Origin of the sequence: Cellulomonas citrea, from assembly GCF_009829685.1 — a bacterium.
Lineage (GTDB): Bacteria > Actinomycetota > Actinomycetes > Actinomycetales > Cellulomonadaceae > Cellulomonas > Cellulomonas citrea.
Window position 1 is genome coordinate 11,986 of the sequence record NZ_VWSD01000003.1, and the last position, 21,275, is coordinate 33,260.

The 21,275-nt window shown below is 73.4% G+C and carries 23 protein-coding genes; 11 read left to right on the top strand and 12 right to left on the bottom strand.

The window, feature by feature from the left end; genetic code table 11:
• Positions 1–41 precede the first annotated feature (41 nt).
• A complete protein-coding gene (locus F2B26_RS00770) occupies positions 42–1,406 on the bottom strand; it encodes a PAS domain-containing protein (RefSeq protein ID WP_159805397.1) in 1,365 nt (454 codons plus the stop codon).
• 373 nt (positions 1,407–1,779) lie between these two features.
• Here F2B26_RS00770 and F2B26_RS00775 point away from each other — a divergent pair, with 373 nt between their 5' ends.
• The gene (locus F2B26_RS00775; RefSeq protein ID WP_159805399.1) at positions 1,780–2,301 is read left to right on the top strand and encodes a GNAT family N-acetyltransferase; all 522 of its coding nucleotides are present in this window, start codon (positions 1,780–1,782) and stop codon (positions 2,299–2,301) included.
• A 70-nt stretch (positions 2,302–2,371) separates the two neighbouring features.
• Here the strand turns inward: F2B26_RS00775 and F2B26_RS00780 are convergent, their stop codons facing one another.
• Positions 2,372–2,686: a hypothetical protein gene (locus F2B26_RS00780; protein WP_159805401.1), complete on the bottom strand. Its 315-nt coding sequence runs from the start codon at positions 2,684–2,686 to the stop codon at positions 2,372–2,374.
• A 220-nt stretch (positions 2,687–2,906) separates the two neighbouring features.
• Here F2B26_RS00780 and arr point away from each other — a divergent pair, with 220 nt between their 5' ends.
• Positions 2,907–3,362, top strand: coding sequence for an NAD(+)--rifampin ADP-ribosyltransferase (gene arr / locus F2B26_RS00785; RefSeq protein ID WP_159805403.1), 456 nt, complete (start codon positions 2,907–2,909; stop codon positions 3,360–3,362).
• Positions 3,363–3,463: 101 nt separating this feature from the next.
• Here the strand turns inward: arr and F2B26_RS00790 are convergent, their stop codons facing one another.
• Positions 3,464–4,210, bottom strand: coding sequence for an SAM-dependent methyltransferase (locus F2B26_RS00790; protein WP_159805405.1), 747 nt, complete (start codon positions 4,208–4,210; stop codon positions 3,464–3,466).
• A 310-nt stretch (positions 4,211–4,520) separates the two neighbouring features.
• On the opposite strand from F2B26_RS00790, the gene F2B26_RS00795 reads away from it, so the two are divergent.
• A complete protein-coding gene (locus F2B26_RS00795; RefSeq protein WP_159805407.1) occupies positions 4,521–4,850 on the top strand; it encodes a YciI family protein in 330 nt (109 codons plus the stop codon).
• Positions 4,851–4,939: 89 nt separating this feature from the next.
• Here F2B26_RS00795 and F2B26_RS00800 read toward each other — a convergent pair whose 3' ends face one another.
• Both F2B26_RS00800 and F2B26_RS00805 read right to left on the bottom strand, forming a co-directional pair.
• Entirely contained in the window at positions 4,940–5,386 is a 447-nt protein-coding gene (locus F2B26_RS00800; RefSeq protein WP_159805409.1) for a VOC family protein, read from the bottom strand.
• Complete coding sequence (locus F2B26_RS00805; protein WP_159805411.1) at positions 5,383–6,501, bottom strand: M24 family metallopeptidase; 1,119 nt, start codon at positions 6,499–6,501, stop codon at positions 5,383–5,385. Before F2B26_RS00805 ends, F2B26_RS00800 begins: the two co-directional genes overlap by 4 nt.
• A 73-nt stretch (positions 6,502–6,574) precedes the next feature.
• Here F2B26_RS00805 and F2B26_RS00810 point away from each other — a divergent pair, with 73 nt between their 5' ends.
• Positions 6,575–8,014: an amidohydrolase family protein gene (locus F2B26_RS00810; RefSeq protein WP_159805413.1), complete on the top strand. Its 1,440-nt coding sequence runs from the start codon at positions 6,575–6,577 to the stop codon at positions 8,012–8,014.
• Positions 8,015–8,098: 84 nt separating this feature from the next.
• Here F2B26_RS00810 and F2B26_RS00815 read toward each other — a convergent pair whose 3' ends face one another.
• Positions 8,099–8,833 carry an SDR family NAD(P)-dependent oxidoreductase gene (locus F2B26_RS00815; RefSeq protein ID WP_235929422.1) on the bottom strand — a complete coding sequence of 245 codons (735 nt, stop codon included), beginning with the start codon at positions 8,831–8,833 and terminating at the stop codon, positions 8,099–8,101.
• A gap of 63 nt (positions 8,834–8,896) precedes the next feature.
• On the bottom strand, positions 8,897–9,511 hold the full coding sequence (locus F2B26_RS00820) for a pyridoxine/pyridoxamine 5'-phosphate oxidase (protein ID WP_159805417.1): 615 nt from the start codon (positions 9,509–9,511) through the stop codon (positions 8,897–8,899).
• A gap of 209 nt (positions 9,512–9,720) precedes the next feature.
• On the opposite strand from F2B26_RS00820, the gene F2B26_RS00825 reads away from it, so the two are divergent.
• The 6 genes from F2B26_RS00825 (at position 9,721) to F2B26_RS00850 (ending at position 15,997) form a co-directional block, all read left to right on the top strand.
• Positions 9,721–10,839 carry an ABC transporter substrate-binding protein gene (locus F2B26_RS00825; RefSeq protein ID WP_159805419.1) on the top strand — a complete coding sequence of 373 codons (1,119 nt, stop codon included), beginning with the start codon at positions 9,721–9,723 and terminating at the stop codon, positions 10,837–10,839.
• On the top strand, positions 10,836–11,870 hold the full coding sequence (locus F2B26_RS00830) for a zinc-binding dehydrogenase (RefSeq protein WP_159805421.1): 1,035 nt from the start codon (positions 10,836–10,838) through the stop codon (positions 11,868–11,870). Before F2B26_RS00825 ends, F2B26_RS00830 begins: the two co-directional genes overlap by 4 nt.
• The gene (locus tag F2B26_RS00835; RefSeq protein ID WP_201292543.1) at positions 11,867–12,685 is read left to right on the top strand and encodes an ABC transporter ATP-binding protein; all 819 of its coding nucleotides are present in this window, start codon (positions 11,867–11,869) and stop codon (positions 12,683–12,685) included. Before F2B26_RS00830 ends, F2B26_RS00835 begins: the two co-directional genes overlap by 4 nt.
• Positions 12,682–13,464, top strand: coding sequence for an ABC transporter permease (locus tag F2B26_RS00840; protein WP_159805423.1), 783 nt, complete (start codon positions 12,682–12,684; stop codon positions 13,462–13,464). Before F2B26_RS00835 ends, F2B26_RS00840 begins: the two co-directional genes overlap by 4 nt.
• The gene (locus F2B26_RS00845) at positions 13,461–14,894 is read left to right on the top strand and encodes an MFS transporter (RefSeq protein WP_159805425.1); all 1,434 of its coding nucleotides are present in this window, start codon (positions 13,461–13,463) and stop codon (positions 14,892–14,894) included. The genes F2B26_RS00840 and F2B26_RS00845 overlap by 4 nt, the downstream gene beginning before the upstream one ends.
• 83 nt (positions 14,895–14,977) lie before the next feature.
• Entirely contained in the window at positions 14,978–15,997 is a 1,020-nt protein-coding gene (locus tag F2B26_RS00850; protein ID WP_159805427.1) for a LacI family DNA-binding transcriptional regulator, read from the top strand.
• Between the two features lie 7 nt (positions 15,998–16,004).
• Here F2B26_RS00850 and F2B26_RS00855 read toward each other — a convergent pair whose 3' ends face one another.
• The 5 genes from F2B26_RS00855 to F2B26_RS00875 form a co-directional block, all read right to left on the bottom strand.
• The gene (locus tag F2B26_RS00855) at positions 16,005–16,754 is read right to left on the bottom strand and encodes a FadR/GntR family transcriptional regulator (RefSeq protein WP_159805429.1); all 750 of its coding nucleotides are present in this window, start codon (positions 16,752–16,754) and stop codon (positions 16,005–16,007) included.
• A 45-nt stretch (positions 16,755–16,799) separates the two neighbouring features.
• Complete coding sequence (locus tag F2B26_RS00860) at positions 16,800–17,075, bottom strand: DUF2118 domain-containing protein (protein ID WP_201292544.1); 276 nt, start codon at positions 17,073–17,075, stop codon at positions 16,800–16,802.
• Between the two features lie 29 nt (positions 17,076–17,104).
• Positions 17,105–18,091, bottom strand: a complete 987-nt coding sequence (locus F2B26_RS00865; protein WP_159805431.1) for an alpha-ketoacid dehydrogenase subunit beta — start codon at positions 18,089–18,091, stop codon at positions 17,105–17,107.
• Positions 18,088–19,089, bottom strand: a complete 1,002-nt coding sequence (locus tag F2B26_RS00870; RefSeq protein WP_159805433.1) for a thiamine pyrophosphate-dependent dehydrogenase E1 component subunit alpha — start codon at positions 19,087–19,089, stop codon at positions 18,088–18,090. Before F2B26_RS00870 ends, F2B26_RS00865 begins: the two co-directional genes overlap by 4 nt.
• Before the next feature lie 78 nt (positions 19,090–19,167).
• Positions 19,168–19,890 (bottom strand): SDR family NAD(P)-dependent oxidoreductase, encoded by a 723-nt coding sequence (locus F2B26_RS00875; protein WP_159805435.1) that lies wholly within the window; start codon positions 19,888–19,890, stop codon positions 19,168–19,170.
• Between the two features lie 121 nt (positions 19,891–20,011).
• On the opposite strand from F2B26_RS00875, the gene F2B26_RS00880 reads away from it, so the two are divergent.
• Complete coding sequence (locus F2B26_RS00880) at positions 20,012–21,265, top strand: amidohydrolase family protein (protein ID WP_159805437.1); 1,254 nt, start codon at positions 20,012–20,014, stop codon at positions 21,263–21,265.
• Positions 21,266–21,275 lie beyond the last annotated feature (10 nt).

A 21,275-nucleotide genomic window follows, 5' to 3' on the forward strand; every position in this document is an offset into this window, starting at 1 on the left:
GCGCCGTCCTGCGGGACGGCGCGCGGCCGTCCCGACCTCGCTCAGCGGGAGAGCTGCTCGACCTGGATCCGCGCCGCCGTCACCGCGCCGATGGCGGCCGTCATGGGCGCGTCGTCCACGGGCTGGGCGACGGCCTGGCACTGCGCGACGATCTCGCGCAGCGCGCCGATCTGGCGCAGCCCGGAGTTGAGCTGCCCGTCGATGGGGCGGGTGAACGGGTCGAGCTGACGCGACAGCCCGTACCGCGGGATGAGCAGCCGCCAGGTCGCGAGCTGGCGCTGGAAGGTGCGCGTCTGGGTCTGCACCTCGCCGAGGTCGCGCGCGAGCGTGCGCAGCCCCTCGTGCGTGAGGGTGAGCCCGCGGCCGGCCGTCGTGGCCGCCTCCTCCAGCGCCCGGCACAGCTGGTGCACGTAGAGCGGCGCGCGGTCGGGGGCGTCACCGGCCGCGACCTCACGGGCGAACTCGGCGAGCATCTCGTCGTGCAGCCGGGCCAGTGCGGTGCGCAGCCGCAGCTCGGCGATCGCCTCGCGGACCTCCCCCAGGCGCGCGTCGAGCTGCTCGATCGCGTCGCACAGCCACTGGCTGATCTCGGTGAGCGGCTCGACCACCCGGCCGAGCACCGGCCACGTGTCCGAGACGGCGTGCGAGGCGGCGGCCGCCGAGCTCACCGCGTCCCGCAGCCGGTCGAGCACCTCGCCGGTCTCGGCCTGGGTCCGCGCCAGCTCACCGGAGAGCGCACCGAGCTCGTCGAGGCTGGCCATCCGGGCGTCGAGCGCGCGGTCCACCGCGATCGCCGCGTCGACCAGGTCCTGCGTGAGGCCGCTGCCCGGGTCCCGCGGGTCGGGCCCCGTCCAGCTGGTGAGCGCCCGACGTGCCGCGACCTCCGCGGGCACGACCTCCCGGATGAAGTCCTGGTAGCTGGCCGCCCCGAGCGAGGCGATCCCCGCGGTCAGCTCGTCGGCACCGCTCTTGGCGGCCTGCGCACGTGAGCTGCCGGCCGCGCGCCACGCCTTCTCCTTCGGCGCCACCGTCTGGTACAGCCCGGTGGCGGCGGCGAACAGGTCGGTACGGCACGGCCGCTGGCGCACCGACAGGTACCCGTCCCCGAGCGGCGTCATCGTCGCGAACACCCAGTAGCCGACCCCGTCGCTGGCCAGGCTCTTGATGTAGCCGGCCATCGGGTACCCGGACCGGAGCAGGTCCCACGTGATGCGGAACAGACCGCCCGGGATGTCGGGGTGGCGCACGACGTTGTGCGGCGCGTCGAGCAGCTCGTCCATCTCCATCCGCGAGTAGCGGCTGAAGACGTGGTTCGCGCCGTCGATGACCCCCTTGCGGTCGGTGGTCGAGAAGAACAGGTCGCGCGGGGCGACCTCCCGGTCCAGACCGTTCGGCACACCCGTCATTCCGCCCACCTTCGTCCTCGCCCGCCCGGCGGCCCTGACCGCCGGGCCCCGCCGCCTCGACGGACCGCAGCCTCGTCGGACCCATCGATCGATCGGTACCGCCCCGGAGGCCGTACCCGCGAACGGGCACGCGCCGCGTGTTCCGCGCGAGGGACGTGGCGACCACGCCCCGCATCTGCCCAGTTCGGCGCCACGCTAACGCACAGGGCGGTGCCAGGTGGGGCGGTTGGTGCACCAGGTTCTGCGACCTGTCCGTGGTGCTCGGCCTGCTGCCCGATCGGTGTGCGCCGCCCCGCCGCCGGCGGGCCCGGGTCGCCCGCCTCGACGCCCCGCGGCGTCCTCCGGCCACCGGCGGTCGCTACCGTGGGCGCACGTGCCCCAGTTCGCCGAGTACGTCCCCCTGGCCCACGGGGTCGAGGACAGCGCCGTCGTCGTGCGGCATGCCGGACCCGACGACGCGGCGGCGATCGTCGCGGTGGACGCGACACGTCAGCCGCGCGCCGCCTCCCACCTCGACTGGGTGAGCGCGCAGCTGGCGCGGGCGGACGCGTTCCACGTCGTCGCGCACTGCGGCGAGACGGTCGTGGGGGCCACCGCCGTCAAGGTCTGGCCCGCCCCGTCCGACGCCCCCGCGGGGTGGTACGTGTCGGGGATCACCGTGGTGCCGGGCTGGCGGCGACGACGGATCGGCGACCGGATGCTCGCGCTCGAGCTGGCGGACGTCGACCGGCTGGGCGAGCCGACGTGGAGCCTGGTCAACGCCCGGAACGGCGCCTCGCTCGACCTGCACGCCCGGCACGGGTTCGCCGAGGTCGCCCGCGCGGCGACGTTCGCCGGGATCACGTTCTCCGGCGGCACCGGCGTGCTGCTGCGCCGGGAGGCGTGCGCCGGCTGACCAGGCGCGGGGCCGCCTCAGACGAGTCGAGCAGCCCCGGGTCCAGCAGCCCCGGGTCGAACGTCTGCGGTCAGAGCGGGGGTGTCACGCCGCCGCCACGCCGGGTGGGCCGGTCGAGGCGCCGCTGGCGGAACGCACCGAGCACGTCCATCAACGTCTGACCGGCGCACCCGATGGCGAACGACTGGTAGGCCTCGGCGACGAGGTTCTTCATGTCGGCGCTGACCAGCACGACGACGTAGAGGCACCAGACCGGCACCAGGAGCGCCCACCGGCGCCAGTCGTCGAGGCCGAGCCGACGGCCGACGGTGGTGGCGTAGGCGAAACCCAGCCCCACGCCCAGGACGGTGACGAGCAAGAACACGACGCAGCCCCCCGAGGTCACGAATCCTGCGTCGCTGACGCTAGCGGAGCGGCCGGACGCCGGAGGAGGAACGACCAGGGTGAACCCGCCGGACCGTCGGTCGCGGTGCGGCCGCGCGCCGCGCCGCGCCCCGCGGGTGGCCGTCCCCGTCGCCGGGCATCATGGGGACGCCGACGACCTGGCCCACCGGCGCGACGGGGAACCGGCGCCGACGCACCCCGACGACCGAGGAGATGACGCCATGGGCGACGCCCCCCGCACACCGGTCACCTTCGACCACTGCGCGCACGTCGAGGGCCCGTTCTTCCACGGCACCAGGTCGGCGCTGGACGTCGGCGCCGAGCTCCTGCCGGGGTACGGCTCCAACTACCAGGCGGGGCGGATCTCGAACCATCTCTACTTCGCCGCGCTCGTCGAGACGGCCGCCTGGGGTGCCGAGCTGGCCACCGCGTTGGCCGGGCTCGACGAGCGCGGGCACATCTACGTCGTGGAACCCACCGGCCCGTTCGAGGACGACCCCAACGTCACCGACAAGCGGTTCCCGGGGAACCCCACCCAGTCGTACCGCACCCGCCACCCGCTGCGGGTCGTCGCCGAGCTGGACTCGTGGGAGGGCCATCCGCCCGAGGTGCTGCAGGGCATGCTCGACAGCCTCGCGCGGCTGCGCGAGCAGGGGCTCGACGTCATCGAGGACTAGCGGGGCCCGCGGGCGTGGGGCTCGCCGGGGCGCGACCGCGCACGACGGCGGTGCGGTGGTGGGCAGGTCGGCGACCCTGCCCACCACCGCACCGGACCCCGCTAGCGCTCGACCAGCGCGAACACGCCCCAGCCGACGTGCACCCGCGTGAACGCCGCGTACTGCTGCGGCTCGACCTGGAGCAGCCGACGGACCTCGTCGTGCAGCTCGTGGTCCGGGTGGGCGTCCGCCCAGCGGCGCATCGTCAGCCACTGCGGGGCGGCGTACCGGTCCCAGGACTCCTCGGTCGCGCAGACCATCTCGACCACGTCGTAGCCCAGCGCGCCGAACGAGGCGAGCAGACCCGGCAGCGTGAGGTAGTCCTCGACCGACTGCACCCCGCACCCGGCCAGGACCTCCGGGCTGGTCGGGACGGTGCGCCAGTACGGCTCGCCCACCAGCAGCATCCCGCCGGGCCGCAGGCTGGCGCGCAGCAGGTCGAGCGTGCCGGGCACCCCGCCACCGATCCAGGTGGCACCCACGCAGGCCGCGAGGTCGACGGGCTCGTCGGCGACGTAGCCGGCGGCGTCGGCCTCGACGAACCGGACGGCGTCGGTCACACCGAGCTCGGCAGCACGGGCCCGGGCGTGGGCGAGGAAGTCGGGGTTGAGGTCGACGCCGAGGCCGGTGACCTGGTGGTCACGGGCCCAGGTCGCCAGCAGCTCACCGGACCCGCAGGCCAGGTCGAGGATGCGCGCCCCGGCGGGCAGGGCGAGCCTGGCCCCGAGGTCGGCGAGCTGATGCTCTGTCAGCGGGTTGTGGATCCGGTGACCGGACTCACGGATGGAGAAGAGACGAAGGTCGAACATGACGGTGCTCCTTGCACGGGTTCCGATAGTGGTTCACGTGGGAGCGGGCAGACCCGCTCACCGGCACCGGCACCGTCATCTGGCATCAGACCCTCTGTGCGCGCCCGGCTCGAAGCACGCGACCGGGCGGGGCTCCGTGCGAGCCCGGGGCGAGGCTAGGGCCGGGTCTGCGCCGCAGGCGAGGGCTTTCCCGCGGCGGGACCGGGCGCACCGGGACCTGGTGCCGGCGCCACTGGCGTCCGGCTGCGGTTGAGTCCTCGCCCCCGGCCCTGTCGGATGGGGGCACGAGAACCTCCTGGAGGGACCGACGATGCGCTACCTGGTGTCCGTGATCGACAGCGCGACAGGAACCGCGACACCCGCCGAGATGGCGGCCATCGACGCGTACAACGACCGCCTGCGGGCCGACGGCCACTGGGTCCTGGCCTGCGGCCTCGGCGCTCCCGGCACCGCGACCGTCGTCGACGGCCGGGGCGCGCAGCCGGTGCTCTCCCAGGGGTCGTTCCTGGCCTCGCCGGAGTACGTCTCCGGCTTCTGGATCCTCGAGGCCCCCGGGCCCGACGCCGCGCTCGCGCTCGCCGCCGAGGGGTCGAAGGCCTGCGGCCGCAGGGTCGAGGTGCGTCCGCTCCTGGGTGGCTGACGACGCGGGTCGAGTCGTCGGACTCGGGCTGCATCCGGGCGCCGAGCTCCGCACCGGGCATCGCTGTGGCGAGGCCGGGTTGCCGCCCCTCACCCCCAGCTGACGAGCTCCACGAGCAGCCCCCACCCGGTGCGCAGGAAGGCGTTCGTCAGCCCCGGCGTCGGGCCCTCGGTGAAGGTCACCGGGTCGGACAGCACCTCGACGCCGGGCATCGCACCGACCCGGGCGAGGGTCGCGGCCACGTCGTCGACCTCGACCGCCAGGTGCGCCCCGCCGGGCAGCGACGAGTCGGGAGGGACCGCGTCGGCGGACACCCCCTGGCCCGCCCAGCCCAGCAGCTCGACGCGCCCGCCGCCCAGCTCGAGCATCGTCAGCCGCAAGCTGGCGCCTGAAGGTCCGCCGATGCGGGTCATGGCGGCGGGGTCGGCGAACGGGTCCATCGAGAACAGCTCGCGGGCGCCGAACGCCTCGGTCAGGAACGCCGCGGCCGCCGGCACGTCGGGGACGTTGAGGCCGATGTGGTCGAGGCCGCTCATGCCCGGATGGGGTACGGCTCGGCGGTGGGCGTGACGTCGGAGAGCACCTGCACGCCGTCCTCGGTGATCGCAACCATGTCCTTGATCTGCATGCCGAAGCCGTGGCCGCTGCGGTAGACCAGCGGCTCGATGCCGAGCACCATGCCGGCCTCCAACGGCTGCTCGACACCCGCCGCGAGGTACGGCGTCTCGTGCAGGTTCACCCCGATGGAGTGGCCGACGAACCCGATCGCCGGCATGCCGAGCTCGTCGAACCGGGCCCGGAAGGTGCGGTAGACCGCATCGGCGCTCACACCGGGTGCCATCGAGTCGAGCAGCAGCGCGCGGCACTCGGCGAGGTTCGCGTACACGCGCGTGGCCTGCGCGGACGGCTCACCGACGACGGCGGTGCGGCAGACCCCGGCCTGGTAGCCCTCGGCGACGGTGAAGATCTCCACCCGGCACACGTCGCCGGGGACCAGCACCCGCGGGGACGGGCCGACGTTGGGCAGCTCGCTGCGCTCCCCCGTCGCGACGATCATGAGCTTGTACGCCCCGACGCCCTGCTCGTAGACGCTGCGAGTGAGGGCCGCGGCCAGGTCCATCTCGGTGTCGCCGGCGCGCACGGCGTCGAAGCTGGCCCGGATCGCACCGTCGGCCACGCGGGACAGCCGGTGCAGCAGCTCGATCTCGGTCGCGGTCTTCACCTGGCGGGTGCGTTCGAGCAGCGGACCGGCGGGCACCAGGTCGGCCAGCGGGAGCGCGGCGACGAGCCGGGTGTGGTCGGCCACCGGCAGGTAGTCCAGCTCGATGCCGATGCGGCCGGCGGCCAGGCCGAGCCCGCGCAGCGCGGCGGCCAGCGTCGTCATGGCATCACCGCCGAACTCGGCCCACACGTGCAGGTCGACGTCCGGGCGCAGCGTGCGCACCGTGGTCTCCTCCATGTCGACCGCGACGATCGCCTCGGCCCCGTCGGCGCGCAGCACGTGCGCGGCGATCCGCCAGCGCATGAGCGGCTGGGACGGCACGACGAACCCGGCCGCGTAGGCGAAGCCGTCGGGCGAGAGGCTCACCAGGGCGTCGAGCCCCGTCTCAGCCAGGACCGCACGTAGGCGGGTGGTCACTTCACGTCGCACGGCCCACTCCCTCGCTCAACTGGTCTTACAACAGATATCATAGGGGTGTCCGATCGCCCAGCAGAGGACCCTGATGCCCCCCATCACGACCGGTCGCACGCTCATCGACCACCTCGAGTTCGCGCTCACGGTCGATGCGCACGACACCGTGCTGCACGACGCCGGCCTGCTCATCGACGGGTCCGTCATCGCCGACATCGGCCCGGCCGACGCCGTCCGCGCCCGCGCCGGGCACGTGGACCGCGTCATCGACGGGCGGCGCCTCGGCGTGTTCCCCGGACTGGTCGACACGCACGTGCACCTGTCCGAGACGCTCTCGCGGGCCGTGTTCCCCGACGTGCTGGCCACCCGCGCCTGGGTGTTCCACTGGGCCAAACCGTTCTACGCACACGTGGGCGACGCCGACGAGACGGTCTCGGTGCTGCTCGGCGGTGCGGAGATGCTGCGCTCGGGCACCACGTGCTTCCTCGACATGGGCGCCCAGAACGACCCCGGCCTCACCGCGCGCGCCATCGAGCAGGTGGGGCTGCGCGGCATCGTCGGGCGGCACGCCGCCGACCGTAAACCCGCGCAGATCCCGCCCGGCTGGTCGGCCGAGATGGTGGACCACCACTTCTTCCCCGACGCCGCGACCGCGCTCGACGTGCTCGAGGACGGGGTGCGCACCTGGAACGGGTACGCCGACGGGCGGATCCGCTGCTGGGTCAACATCGAGGGCAAGGAGCCGTGCAGCCTCGAGCTGCACGTCGGCGCGCGCGACCTGGCCGAACGGCTCGGCGTCGGCACCACGTACCACCTCACCACCTCGGTCGAGGAGGCCCAGGCCAGCGAGCGCAACTACGGCATGTGGCCCATCACGCGCATCGCCCAGGCCGGCGGGCTCGGCTCCAACCTGGTCCTCGCGCACGCCGTCGCGGTCGCCGAGCACGAGGTCGAGCTGCTCGCGAGCGCCGGCACGTCCGTCGCGTTCTGCCCGTCCTCCTCGCTCAAGCTCGCCAAGGGGGCCACCGCGATCGGCCGCTACCCGCAGCTGCGCGACGCCGGGGTCACCGTGGGGCTGGGCACCGACGGGGTCTCGGCCGGCGGCAACCTCAACCTGCACCGGCAGGTGCACCTCATGGCCGGGCTGTTCAAGGACCACCTCATGGACGCCACCGTCGTCGGCGCCCGCGTGGCGCTGCGGATGGCCACCGTCGAGGGTGCCCGGGCGCTGGGCTGGGACGACGAGATCGGGTCGCTGGAGGTCGGCAAGCAGGCCGACCTCGTGCTCGTCGACCTCGACCACCACGAGTGGACGCCCTACGGCGACCCGCTGCAGGCGCTCGTCTGGTCGGCCACCCCGGCCTCGATCGCCCAGACCTGGGTGGCCGGCCGCCAGCTGTTCGTCGACGGGCGGGTGACCACGCTCGACGAGGGCCCGCTGCGGGCCGAGGCCCGGCAACGCGCGGCGGCGATCGTGGCCGCCGCCGGGCTGGGCGCCGACGTCCCGACGACCACGACGCTCTACGACTGAGCCGACCAGGACGCAGCCGACATGACGACGCCCGCCCGCCACCTCACGGTCGCGGGCGGGCGTGCGTCGCCGGGCCGACCCGGTTCAGTGCATGACCATCCCGCCGGTCACGTTGAGCGCCTGGCCGGTGAGGTAGGACCCGTCCGGCGAGGCCAGGAAGGCGACGACCCCGGCGACGTCCTCCGGCTGGCCGAGCCGGCCCAGCGGGGAGTAGCTGGACCACAGCGCGACGTCCTCCGGTGTGCGGGTGTCGGCGCCCATCTCGGTGAGCACGTACCCCGGGCACACGGCGTTGACCCGGACGCCGTGCTGCCCCCACTCCAACGCCCCGGCCCGGGTGAGGCCGACGACTGCGTGCTTGGACGCGGCGTAGGCACCCTCACCCCCGCCGCCCTTCTTGGCGGCCATCGAGGCGATCGCGACGATCGAGCCGCCGGTGCCGGCCGCGATCATCGAGCGCGCCGCGACCTGCATGGCCAGGAACGTGCCCGTCGTGTTGATCGCGAACACCCGGTCCCACAGCGCACGGTCGGTCTCCAGCAGCGTGCCCAGGTGCAGCACCCCGGCCGAGGTGACGAGCACGTCGATGCCGCCGAGCAGGTCCACGCAGTGCTGCAGCAGGTCCGCGGCGTCCGGCGCCAGCAGGTCGAGCTCGACGAACCGCCCGCCGATCTCCGCCGCGAGCGCGGCACCGGGCTCGACGAGCACATCGGCCACGACGACCTGGGCGCCGTCGGCCGCGAACCGGCGCGCGACCCCCGCGCCGATGCCGCGGGCGCCGCCGGTGACCACGACCCGTCGGGCAGTCGAGGCGGTCACGGCGGAGGAAGGAGTCTGGCTGCTCATCGGGGGTGCGGTCCGTTCGTCGTGCGGGTGGGCGGATCAGGCCTGGACGGCGCCGTGGGACCAGGCGTCGCCGGCCCACGCGTAGTGCACGCGCCGGTTGACGCCCTCGGGGTTGGCCTGCCAGAAGGTCGCCGAGTCGGGGCGCAGCCGGAACCAGCCCCAGTAGTCCGGCCGGGGCAGCGGCTCACCGGCGGCGACGAGCGCGTCGAGGCGGCGCTGCTGACCCGGTTCGTCGGTGAGCGGGCGGCCATGGAAGGAGACCGTCCGGGCGGCCTGCACGAGCAGCGGGTCGGCGGCGAAGCGCGCGTCGTTCTCCGCCTCGTCGGCGTACTCGACGGTTCCGGTGAGGTTGACCGACCGGGCGATGGCCGGCCACCACAGGCTGTAGGCCACGTGCGGGTTGGCCGCCATCTCGACGCCCTTGCGGCTGCCGAAGTTGGTGGTGAACAGGAGCGTCTCGGGCTCGACCTCGAGGAGCTGGATCACCCGGGTCGAGGGTGCGCCGGCCGGACCGACGGTCGCGAGGGTGCCGAAGCTCGGCTCCCCGCCGGTGGCGGCGACGGCTGCCGCCGCCCACGCGGCCAGCAGCGCCAGCGGGCTCTCCGGGGCCGTCGCGGCGTCGAGCAGGAAGTCGTCCTGGGGCTCGCTCATCACTGTCCTCTCCGGCCCGCCGGTGCGGGCGCAGGCCCATCCTGGCGCGGCTCTCGCACTGCGTCGAGGCAGGTAAAAACGATTTACGCAGATGTTACAGAGGGACGTTCCGATGGGAAGAACGGCTCGTTAGCATCCCGGCGAACCGAAGGTCCACGACCATCGGCCGCCCTCCCCCGGATGCCCGCCCTTGCCACCCAAGGAGCCCCATGAAGACCTCCGCACGCCGCACGGTCGCCGCCCTGCTCGCGGCCACCGCAGCGCTGGCCCTCGTCGCCTGCTCGTCCACCGGCACGAGCAGCACGACGTCCTCCGCGGTCCCCACCGCCGCCGACGGCAGCACGCTCATCAGTGCCGAGCGCTGCCAGCAGAACCGCGCCGCGGGGAAGATCACCTTCCTCACGTCGTACGTCTTCGCCGCCTCCGTCGGCATCCTCGACGTCGTCGCGGCCGACCAGCTCGGCTACCTCAAGGCCCTGTGCCTCGACGTCGAGCTGCAGCCCGGCTCCACCAACGCCCAGCTCGTGAGCGCCGGGACGGCCCAGATCGCCGGGCTCGGCTCGGCCAGCGACGTCATGGTCGCCCGCGCCTCCGACGCCAAGAACCTGCAGTCGATCGCCACCTACGGCAACCAGGGCGCGATCGAGATCCTCACCATGGGCGACAGCGGCATCAACTCCCTCGCCGACTTCGCCGGCAAGACGGTCGGCTACAAGGTCGCCATCTCCGCCCAGTTCTCCGCCATGTTCAAGGACAACGGCGTCGACCCGTCGACCATCAACTGGGTCTCGGTCGGGTTCGACCCGCAGATCCTGCCCGACGGCCAGGTCCAGGCCCTCGGCGCGTTCAAGTCCAACGAGCCCAACGTGCTGCGCAACCGCGGGTACGACGTCAAGGAGTGGGACCCCGAGGACTACGGCGTCCGCTCGACGTTCAACACCCAGGTGGTCAACACCGAGTGGGGCAAGGCCCACCCGACCGCGGTCGAGGACTTCCTGCGCGCCTCGTTCAAGGCCTACGACTGGATCAACGCGAGCGACGCCAACCTGGACACCGCGCTCGGCTGGGCCAAGGACCGCTCCGAGGCCGGCTACGACCTGGCCATGAGCAAGCTGCGCTGGCAGACCGAGGTCAAGCTCGTCAAGGACAGCCAGCCCGCCGGCCTCGCCCTCGGCCAGCAGAGCGAGGACCAGTGGAAGCCCGAGGCCGACGCCCTCGTCACCTACAAGCTCGTCCCGTCCGCACCCTCGATCACGGACTCGCAGAACAACAGCTTCATCGACGCGATCTACGGCAGCGACGGCACGCTCATCTGGCCCGCGCCGTGAGGGCCTGGCTCCAGGTCGCCTTCGGCGGCCCCGAGGTGCGCCGGCTCACCGAGCTGCCCGACCCGCAGCCCGGACCGGGCGAGGTGGTGGTCGACGTCCTGGCCTGCGGCCTCAACCGGCTCGACATCCTGCAGCGCAAGGCACCCGTGATCCCGGTGTTCGCACTCCCGCACATCGCGGGGATGGACATCGTCGGGACCGTCGCCGAGATCGGCGAGGGGGTCGACGCGGGTCTCCTCGGCCGGCACGTGGCCCTCGACCCGGTGGTCGTCTGCCAGACCTGCGACATGTGCGTCGCCGGCAAGACGTACTACTGCCGGGGGCTGCGCACGGCCGGGTCGACCCGGCACGGCGGGTTCGCCGAGAAGGTGCTCATGCCCGCCGTCAACGCCATCCCGATCGACCCGAGCACGCTGTCCCTGGCCGAGTACGCCTCCATCCCGGTGGCCTCGGTCACGGCATGGCACGGGCTCGTCGGGGTCGCCAGGCTGCAGCCCGGTGAGACCGTCGTCGTCCCCGCCGCAGGGTCGGGGGTCGGCTCCGCCGGCATCCAGGTCGCCAAGAACGCCGGCTGCACCGTCATCACGACGGTCGGCTCGGCCGCCAAGGTCGACCGGGCCTACCAGACGGGTGCGGACGTCGTCATCGACCGCTCCGCGACCGACTGGGTCCAGGCAGCCCGCGCCGCCACCGGGGGCAAGGGCGTCGACGTCGTCTTCGACCACGTCGGCGGGCCGTTCCTGCAGGAGGCGATCGATGCGCTGCGGATCGAGGGCCGGGTCGTCATGTCCGGCACCACGGCGAGCGACCACTCCACGATCCGCTCGACCAGCCTCTTCCACTGGGGAAAGAACATCCTCGCCCACGGCGGCTACTCACCCGCCGAGATGCGGGAGGTGATCGGCGAGTACGAGCGCGGCGCGCTCAAGCCGGTCATCGACTCCGTCCACTCCTTCGACGAGCTCGACCAGGCCGAGGCACGGCTGGAGTCGGGCGAGTTCAGCGGAAAGGTCGTCGTGTGCCGCCAGTGACCACGTCGCCCGCGGACCGTCACGGCATCGCCGTGGCGGTCCGCGGGGTCGAGAAGCACTTCACCACCCGAGGGTCGTCGTTGCATGCGCTCTCCGGGATCGACCTGGACGTGCCCGAAGGCCGCTTCGTCACACTCTTCGGCCCGTCAGGCTGCGGCAAGTCGACGCTGCTGCGCATCCTGGCCGGGCTCGAGGCGTCCGACGCCGGCGAGGTCGAGCTCTACGGGCAGCCCCCGGCCGCGGCCTCCGCGCGCAAGGAGATCGCCTGGATCCCGCAGACCCCGGCCCTGCTCCCCTGGCGGACGGTGCGGGAGAACGCTCGGCTGTCCGCCGACGTCAACCGCACGGCGGACCGGCTCGGCGGGAGCCAACGGGTGCCCCTCGACCCCGACGAGCTGCTCGCGGCCCTCGGTCTCGAGGCGTTCGCCGACGCCCGGCCCGACCAGCTCTCCGGCGGGATGCGCCAACGCGCCTCGATCGCCCGCGGCTTCGCCCAGGGCGCCCCGCTCATGCTCATGGACGAACCGTTCTCCGCGCTCGACGAGCTGTCCCGCGAGGCCGCCCAGCTCACGCTCGTCGAGCTGTGGGAGAGGTACCGCAAGACCGTCGTGTTCGTCACCCACTCGGCGGCCGAGGCGGTGCTGCTGTCCGACCAGGTGGTCGTCATGACCCCCCGGCCCGGGCGCATCCACGCCGTCGTCGACATCGACCTGCCGCGTCCGCGCAGCTCACGGCTGGAAGAGACCGACGAGTTCGCCGCGCTCGTGACCCACGTCAAGCACACCCTGCGATCCGGATGGCAGGCAGCCGAATGAGCGCCCTCACGACGACCACCCCCCGCCGGGCCGACCGCACGAGCACCGGCCGACGGCTCGGCGAGCTCGCGGCACCCCTCGTCTTCTTCGTGCTGCTGGCGCTGGCCTGGCAGTGGACCGCGTACCACAACCGCAGCCTCATCCCGCCGATCCAGGCCATGGTCACCGACCTGAGCAGCCGGCCCGACTACTACCTGGCCCAGCTCTGGGAGACCCTGCAGTCGGCGCTCATCGGCCTGGTCATCGGGGTGAGCATCGCGTTCGCGCTGGCCGTCGGGATCGTGCACGTGCGGGCGCTGCGCACGGCCGTCATGCCCGTGGCGCTGCTCATCAACGTGACCCCGATCGTGGCGATCTCGCCCGCCCTCATCGTGGCGTTCGGCTTCACCAGGACGCCGCACATCATCGTCGTCGCGATCGTCGTGTTCTTCCCCATGCTCATCAACGCCACCGTCGGGCTGTCCTCCGTCGACCCGCAGGCCATGGACGTGTTCCGAACCCTGTCGGCCACCAAGGGCGACGTGCTGCTGCGACTGCGGCTGCCCAGCAGCCTGCCGTTCGTGTTCGCGGGGCTGCGGCTGTCGGCCTCGACGGCGATGCTCGGCGCGATCATCTCCGAGTTCACCGGGACGTCCAAGGGGATGGGCGCCTCGATCATGCTGGCCACCTCCTACCTCAACCTCGCCCAGATGTGGTCCATGATCTTCCTGTCCGCCCTCACCTCCCTGGCCCTGCTGGGGCTGGTCGCCGTCGCGGAGCGCATGGTCATCCGGTGGTGACCAGCCCGCCGGGTCGGCGCTGGGCGCCGGTCCTCAGCCTGTGCCTGGGGTTCTTCCTCAACTCCCTCGACGGGTCCATCGTCGCTGTGGTGACCCCACCGGTCATGCGCGATCTGCACGCCACCACCGATGCGGTGCTGTGGGTGACCAGCGCCTACCTGCTGGCCTACGCGGCCCCGCTGCTGCTGGCCGGGCGGCTCGGCGACCGGTACGGGCCGCGCCGCGTCTACCTGGTGGGCACCGCGGTGTTCGTCGTGGCCTCGGTGGGCTGCGCGCTGTCCGGCACGGTCGGCCAGCTCGTCGCCGCGCGCGTGGTGCAGGGTCTGGGCGCCGCCCTCACCGCACCCCAGTCCATGGCGATCATCCTGCGCATCGTCGACACGAGCTGGCGCGGGGCCGCGATGGGCGTGTGGAGCACGGTGGGTGCGCTCGCCAACCTCGTCGCCCCGCCGCTCGGCGGTGTGCTGGCGGCCACGGTCGGCTGGCGCTGGGTGTTCTGGGTCAACGTGCCGCTGGGCCTGGTGGTGCTGCTCCTCGTCGCCCGCCAGGTGCCCGTGCTGCCCGGCCGCGACGTGCGGCTGCCCGTCGGCGGCACGGTGCTGTCCGCGGCCGCGCTCGGCGCACTCACACTCGGCGTCCAGGCGACCCTGCCGACCTGGGCCTCGGCCGGCCTCCTCGCGCTCGGGGCCGGGCTCGGCGTCGTGTTCTGGCGCAGCCAGGCCCGGCTCGGCGAGGCGGCCCTGATCCCGGCCCGGCTGCTGTCGATCCGGCCGTTCGCCGTGGCGGTCGCCGTCGTGCTCGTGCTGGCGCTCGTCGTCACGGCGCTGCCGTTCCCCGTCATGCTCTGGGCGCAGAACGCCGCGGGGATGTCGTCCTCGCAGGCCGGGCTGCTGCTGCTGCCCATCGGCCTGGTCGGCGCGTTCGCCGGGGCACCGATCGGCCGGCTGGTCGACCGGGTGGGGCCCGAACGGCTCGCCGCCCGCGGTCTCGCGCTCGCTGTCGCGGCCACCGCCCTGCTCGCCGTGGCGCTGCTGCTGCGCTCCGTCCCCCTCGTGCTCGTCGGCGCCACCGTCTACGGCCTCGCCAGCTCGGCGAGCTGGTCGCCCACGTCCGTGCTGTCGCTGCGCTCGCTGCCGCACGACCTCGGCGGGGCGGGCTCGGCCGTCTACAACGTCGCCCGTCAGCTCGGCATGATCATCGGGGCCGCCCTCACCTCGGTCGGCGTCCGCCTCGCCCTGACGTCGGTGGCGCGCGACCACGACGAGCTGGCCGCGATGGTCGCCGGGGACGTGCCGTTCGATGCCCGGTCCGCCTACGGGGTCGCGATGGCCGCGCTGCTCGTGGTGCTCACCCTGGTCAACCTCGCTGGTGCCGTGCTGCTCGCCCGCTACCGTCGGACGTCCCCGGCCGCACCCAGCGCGGCACCCTAGAATCTGACGGTCCAGTCGGGCGTGTGCCGACCGCGGTCGGCGAACGTGGGGTGGTGCAACCGGTGGTGAAGTCTCCTGCGGGTGTGCCGGCTCCCGACGACCCCTCCGGCCCCGTCCGCCTCGCCGACGTCGCCCGGCACGCCGGGGTGAGCGTCTCGACCGCGAGCAACGCGCTCACCGGGAACCGCGCGGTGAGCGCACCCCTCATCGAACGCGTGCTCGCCTCGGCGGCCGAGCTCGGCTACCGGCGCAACGAGCTCGCGCACTCCCTGCGCACCGGCCGCCGGCACGCGATCGGCCTGGTCATCCCCGACGTCACCAACCCGTTCTTCGCCGAGATCGTCAGCGTCGTCGAGGAGTGCGCGCACGAGGCCGGGCTGTCCCTCACCCTGTGCAACACGGGGTTCGACCCCGAGCGTGAGGCCGCCTACCTCGCCCGGCTGGTGACCTCCGCCGACGGCGTCCTGCTGTTCTCCACCGCGCCGTCCGAGCGCACCGTGCGCCCGCTCGTCGAGATGGGGCTGCCGCTCGTCATGTGCGACGAGCCCCTCGTCGTCGCCGGCGCCGGCACGGTGCACTCCGACAACGCGGCCGGCGGCCGGCTCGCAGCGCACCACCTGGTCGACGCGGGCGCCACCTCGTTCGGCCTCATCTCCGGGCCGGCGACGCTGCCCAGCGCCGGTGAACGACGCCGCGGGTTCGAGCAGGGCCTGGCCGAACGGGGCCACCGGCTGGACCCCGACGCATGCGTCGCGGTGTCCTACTCGCTCGACGGCGGGCGCGAGGGTATCCGCCGGCTGCTGGCCCGGGACTGCCCGCTCGACGGGGTGCTGGCCTCGACCGACATGCAGGCCATCGGGGCCCTGTTCGAGGCGGCCGACCGCGGCCGCAAGGTGCCCGACGACCTGCTCATCTGCGGTTTCGACGGGATCGGCTGGTCTGACCGGACCCGGCCCACCCTGAGCACCGTGCAGCAGGACATCGCCGGGATGGCCCGCACCGGTTTCGAGATGCTCGCCTCGATGGTCGCCGGCGACGGGCAGCCGGGCGTCCGGACCCTGCCCGTGTCCCTCGTCGTGCGCGAGTCGACCAGCCGCGCCTGACGGCCGCTCAGCTCGCGCTGGCCGGCACCTGACCGCTCATCCGGAACCACGAGATGGTGCCCTTGATGTGCACGTCGACCGCGCGCCGGGCGGCCTCGGGGTCGTGGGACCGGATCGCCTCGACGATCGCCCGGTGCTGGCGCACCGAGACCCCGGACTTGCCCTCCCGGGTCAGGCCGATGCGCCGCGACTCCTGCATCTGACCGTTGAGCTCACCGAGCAGGCTGGGCAGCAGCTCCCCCGGCACGGCATGCGCGATGGACATGTGGAACGCCACGTCGAGGGCCGCGAGCTCGGTGGTGTCGGCCCCGTGCTCGACCGCCGTCTCGAACGCCGCAGCGGCATCCGCGACGGCGTCCAGCCCGGCGTCGTCGGCGTGCTCGGCGGCCTCGGCGGCGGCCAGGGCGTCCAGCGCACCGCGCACCTTGAGCAGCTCGAGGATCTCCTCGCGGTGCAGCTCCAGGTACTTGCCGAACGGGCCGGAGACCTGGTCGGCGACGTTCTCCCGGACGAAGACCCCGCGACCGTGCTGCACGGTGAGCAGCCCGGTGGCCTCCAGCCCGGCGATGGCTTCGCGCAACGAGACCCGGCTCACGCCGAACGTCTCGCAGAGCACCCGCTCGGACGGCAGCGCCGAGCCGGGCTCGTACGCGCCGGACTCGATCGCGACCAGCAGCTGCTCGCGCACGAGCTGGGTCGGCCCCACCCGCTTGATGCTGGTGAGTGCCGGCTCAGCGGCCTTGGTCCTGCCTGCCATGGTTCCCCTGTCCTGTCTCGTTCCCGCGGGCGCGGGCCGTCGTCGTCAGCCTGCGTCGGCGAGGTACTGCGCCGCATCCGCCGCATCGTCGGCCAGCACGATGAGGTCGGCCCCGACGTCCACGGTCTCACCCTCCGCTGCGAGAAGCGCAGCGACGACACCGGATGCCGGGGACTCGAACTCGATCTCCGCCTTCGTGGTCCCGACGCTCGCGAGCGGCTGGCCCTCGGTGACCTCGTCGCCGACGGCGACGAGCCACTGGTGGATGATGCCCTCTTCCATCGTGATGCCCCACATCGGCATCGGGTACGTCGTGGCCATCGGGGTCCTTGTCTGCGTGGTGGGTGGGCTCAGGCCAGTGCCGCGCGGACCGCGGCGACGATGTCCGCGGTCCCCGGGACCACGTCGTTCTCCAGCTCAGGGGCGTACGGGATGGGGGTGTTCTTGGCCCCGACCCGCTGGATCGGCGCGACGAGCGAGCCGAAGAAGTCCTGGGCCGCGATGGCGGCGATCTCCGCACCGAAGCCACCGCGCAGCGGCGCCTCGTGCGCGACCACCAGCCGGCCGGTGCGGGCCAGCGACCGGCCCATCCCCGCCCGGTCGAACGGCACCAGGGTGCGCGGGTCGAACACCTCGCACGAGATGCCCTCGGCGGCCAGCTGCTCGGCCGCCTCGAGCGCGAAGTACACGGTCTTGAGGTACGAGACGATCGTGACGTCGGTGCCCTCGCGCAGCACACGACCCACCCCGGCCGGGATCGGCTCGACGTCGAAGGAGTCGGCGAACTCGGCCGCCACCTTCGTCTCGTACAGGCCCTTGTGCTCGAAGAACATCACCGGGTCGGGGTCCCGGATCGCGGTCTTCATCAGGCCCTTGGCGTCACGGGCGTTCGAGGGTGCGTAGACCTTGACCCCGGGGGCGTGCACGAACCACGACTCGAGGGACTGCGAGTGCTGCGCGGCCGTGGCGCCCTTGGCACCCGTGACCATGCGGACGACGACGGGGGCGGACATCGCACCGCCCGTCATGTACCGGATCTTGGCGCCCTGGTTGACGATCTGGTCCATCGCCAGCGTCGCGAAGTCGCCGAACATGATCTCGGCGACCGGGCGCCCGCCGACGAGCGCGGCACCGACGGCGGCACCGGCGATCGCGGCCTCGCTGATCGGGGTGTCCCACACCCGTTCCGGCCCGAACTGGGCGTACAGGCCCTGGGTCACGCCGAACGAGCCGTTCGTCTTGCCGATGTCCTCGCCCAGCAGGAAGACCTCCGGGTCGAGCTCCATCTCCTCGCGCAGCGCCTCGCGGATCGCGGTGGCGTAGCTGTACCGGGTCATCGCAGGGCCTCCCCGCCGCAGGTGTCGACATACACGTCCGTGGTCGCCTCGCTCGGGTCCGGGTGCGGCTGCTCGGCCGCCCACTCCGCGGCCTTGTCGAGCTGGGCGTCCACCTCCGCACGCAGCGCCGCCACCCCGTCCTCGTCGAGCACGCCGTCGCCGAGCAGCGCGGCGGTGAACAGGTCGATCGGGTCGACCTCGAGCCACTGCTCGAGCTCACCGGCCGGGCGGTAGGTGCACATGTCGCCCTCGTAGTGGCCGCGGTGCCGGTAGGTCTTGGCCTCCAGCAGCGTCGGGCCCTCGCCGGCCCGGGCGCGCGCCACGGCGACCGCGGCGGCCTCCCGCACGGCGAGCACGTCGTTGCCGTCGACGCTCACCCCGGCCATGCCGTACGACGCGGCGCGGTCGGCGATGTCGGCGATCCGCATGTGCTCGTTGATCCGGGTGAACTCGCCGTACAGGTTGTTCTCGACGACGTAGAGCACCGGCAGGTCGAACAGCGAGGCGAGGTTGAGGCTCTCGTGGAAGGTGCCCTCATTGGCGGCGCCGTCCCCGAAGTAGCTCACCGAGACCTGGCCGAGCCCGCGCCGCTTGAGCTGCAGCCCGGCACCGGTGGCCAGCGGGATGCCGCCGCCGACGATGCCGTTGGCGCCGAGGAACCCCAGCTCGGGGGCGATCATGTGCAGGGACCCACCCTTGCCGTGGTTGTAGCCCTCGGACCGGGCGAACAGCTCGGCGTACATCCGGGCCGGGTCGGCGCCGCGGCCGAGCAGGTGGCCGTGGCCGCGGTGGGTGGACATGAGCACGTCGTCCGGGCCGAGCGCGGCGGCCACGCCGACCGCCACCGCCTCCTGGCCGATGTACGGGTGCAGGAAGCCGGGCACGAGGCCCTTGCTCCGCAGCCGGGCGGCCTTCTCCTCGAACATGCGGATGAGGACCATGCGGCGCAGGAGCTCGACCAGCTCCCCCGTCGTGGGTGCCTCGATGAGGTCCGTCATCTGGGTGCCTTCCGTACGTGCCGGGCCGGGCCCGGGTGGTGCCAGTGAGTCGGTGGTGCCGGTGAGTCGGTGGTTCGGTCAGAGCGCGGAGAACCCGCCGTCGGCCATCACGGCCGCGCCGAGCACGAAGGACGAGTCGTCGGACAGCAGGTAGGCCGTGGTGGCGGCCACCTCGTCGGGGCGGGCGTAGCGGCCGATGGGGTGCGCCTCGAGGAAGTGGTCGCGTGTGGTGCGCTCGGCGTTGATCGCGGCGAGCAGCGGGGTCGCGGTGCCGCCGGGGCACAGGCAGTTGGCGCGCACCCCGGCGCCCGCGTACTCGACGGCGACCGAGCGGGTGAGCTGGAGCACGGCCCCCTTGGCGGCGGCGTAGGCGGACAGGCCCGGGGCGGCGCACACGGCGGCGGTCGAGCCGAACGTGACGATGCGCCCGTCGCCGCGGGCCACGAGCGTGGGCAGCGTGGCGCGCAGCGTGAGGAAGGTGCCGACGGCGGACACGTCGAGGGTGCGGCGGAAGTCGGCGAGCGAGAGCTCGTGCGTGGGGCTGGTCACGTGGATGCCGGCGACGGCGACGACCCCGGCCAGGTCGCCCAGGGCGGCGGTGCTCGCGGCCACGGCGGCGGCCACCGAGTCCTCGTCGGTGACGTCGACCGCACCGGCGTAGGCCACACCGGGCAGGTCGGGGGCGTGCAGGTCGAGCGCGGCGACCCGGGCCCCCTCGGCGACCAGACGTGCGACGACGGCGGCACCGATCCCACCGGCGGCACCGGTGACGAGCACCGGGAGCTGGTCGAGCCCGTTCATGCGGTCCTCCGCCCTGTGACCTGCGTCAGTCCTGTGGGCCGGTGCGACGGTCCCTGCCGTCGCCTCCGGACAACTGATAACTTATCTTACATCTTGCCAGTTGGCGACCCTGGAGGCCCGGATGACCGCTGCACCCCTCGCCCTGCTCGGCGCGCGCACCGCCACCGGCGAGCAGGTCGACGTGGCCCTCGCCGACGGACGGATCACGCAGGTCAGCGCCGCCGGGACGCTGCACCCCGCACCCGGCACCGCCACCCGCGACCTCACCGGCTACGTGCTGCTGCCCGCCCCGGCCGAACCGCACGCCCACGTCGACAAGGCGCTGCTCGCCGACCGCGTGCCCAACCGCACGGGCGACCTCGCCGGGGCCATCGAGGCGATCGAGGCCATCTACCCCTCGATGACCGACGACGACATCCTCGACCGCGCCCGGCGCGCCGTGGCCATCGCCATCGCGCACGGCTACACCCAGATCCGCAGCCACGCCGACTGCGGTGAGACCCACGGGCTGCGCTCGGTGCAGGCCCTGGCCCAGGTGCGCGAGGAGCTCGGCGGCCTCGTCGACCTGCAGATCGTCGCGCTCATGCGAGCCAGCACCACCGGACCCGACGGCGCGAACCAGCTCGCCATGCTGCGCGACGCGCTCGCCTGCGGGGCCGACCTGGTCGGCGGCGCACCGCACCTCGAGCCCGACCCGATGCGTGCCATCGCCCAGTTCTTCGACGTGGCCGGCGAGCTCGGCCGCGACGTCGACCTGCACACCGACGAGGAGACCGTCGCCAGCACCGCCGGCCTGGCCGAGATGGCCCGCATCGTGCTGTCCACCGGCTTCCCGCACCTGGTCTCGGCCGGGCACTGCGTGAGCCTCGGCGTGCAGGACGAGGCCACCGCCCGACGCACCGCCGAGCAGGTCGCCGCCGCCGGCATCGTCGTCATCGCCAACCCCCAGACCAACCTCTACCTGCAGGCCCGCGACGACGTCACGTGCAAGCCGCGCGGCCTGACCGCCGTCCAGGTGCTGCTCAACGCCGGTGCCACGGTGGCCGCCGGCAGCGACAACTGGCGCGACCCGTTCAACCCGATGAGCCGGATCGACGCCCTGGAGACCGCCTCGCTCATGGTGAGCGCCGGACACCTGCTGCCCGACGCCGCCTACCGCAGCGTGTCCGACGCCGTGCGCGTGGCCATGGGCTACGAACCCGTCCAGGTGGCTGCCGGCTCCCCCGCGCACCTGCTCGCCGTGCAGGCCGGCTCGCTCGTCGAGGCGATCGCCGCCGGGCCGGCGCAGCGGATCGTGCTGCGGGCCGGTGCCGTCGTCGCCGAGACCACGGTGCGCACGACGCTGCACCCCGCCCTGGCCCCCGTCACCGCCTGACCCCTCCCCC

Excerpts from the sequence above, each read along its gene's own strand:
- F2B26_RS00865 (WP_159805431.1), bottom strand. The coding sequence starts at position 18,091 with ATGACCCGGTACAGCTACGCCACCGCGATCCGCGAGGCGCTGCGCGAG.
- F2B26_RS00875 (WP_159805435.1), bottom strand. The coding sequence starts at position 19,890 with ATGAACGGGCTCGACCAGCTCCCGGTGCTCGTCACCGGTGCCGCCGGT.
- F2B26_RS00840 (WP_159805423.1), top strand. The coding sequence starts at position 12,682 with ATGAGCGCCCTCACGACGACCACCCCCCGCCGGGCCGACCGCACGAGC.
- F2B26_RS00860 (WP_201292544.1), bottom strand. The coding sequence starts at position 17,075 with ATGGCCACGACGTACCCGATGCCGATGTGGGGCATCACGATGGAAGAG.
- F2B26_RS00825 (WP_159805419.1), top strand. The coding sequence starts at position 9,721 with ATGAAGACCTCCGCACGCCGCACGGTCGCCGCCCTGCTCGCGGCCACC.
- arr (WP_159805403.1), top strand. The coding sequence starts at position 2,907 with ATGGGCGACGCCCCCCGCACACCGGTCACCTTCGACCACTGCGCGCAC.
- F2B26_RS00880 (WP_159805437.1), top strand. The coding sequence starts at position 20,012 with ATGACCGCTGCACCCCTCGCCCTGCTCGGCGCGCGCACCGCCACCGGC.
- F2B26_RS00770 (WP_159805397.1), bottom strand. The coding sequence starts at position 1,406 with ATGACGGGTGTGCCGAACGGTCTGGACCGGGAGGTCGCCCCGCGCGAC.
- F2B26_RS00810 (WP_159805413.1), top strand. The coding sequence starts at position 6,575 with ATGCCCCCCATCACGACCGGTCGCACGCTCATCGACCACCTCGAGTTC.
- F2B26_RS00790 (WP_159805405.1), bottom strand. The coding sequence starts at position 4,210 with ATGTTCGACCTTCGTCTCTTCTCCATCCGTGAGTCCGGTCACCGGATC.
- F2B26_RS00855 (WP_159805429.1), bottom strand. The coding sequence starts at position 16,754 with ATGGCAGGCAGGACCAAGGCCGCTGAGCCGGCACTCACCAGCATCAAG.
- F2B26_RS00795 (WP_159805407.1), top strand. The coding sequence starts at position 4,521 with ATGCGCTACCTGGTGTCCGTGATCGACAGCGCGACAGGAACCGCGACA.
- F2B26_RS00800 (WP_159805409.1), bottom strand. The coding sequence starts at position 5,386 with ATGAGCGGCCTCGACCACATCGGCCTCAACGTCCCCGACGTGCCGGCG.
- F2B26_RS00820 (WP_159805417.1), bottom strand. The coding sequence starts at position 9,511 with ATGAGCGAGCCCCAGGACGACTTCCTGCTCGACGCCGCGACGGCCCCG.
- F2B26_RS00870 (WP_159805433.1), bottom strand. The coding sequence starts at position 19,089 with ATGACGGACCTCATCGAGGCACCCACGACGGGGGAGCTGGTCGAGCTC.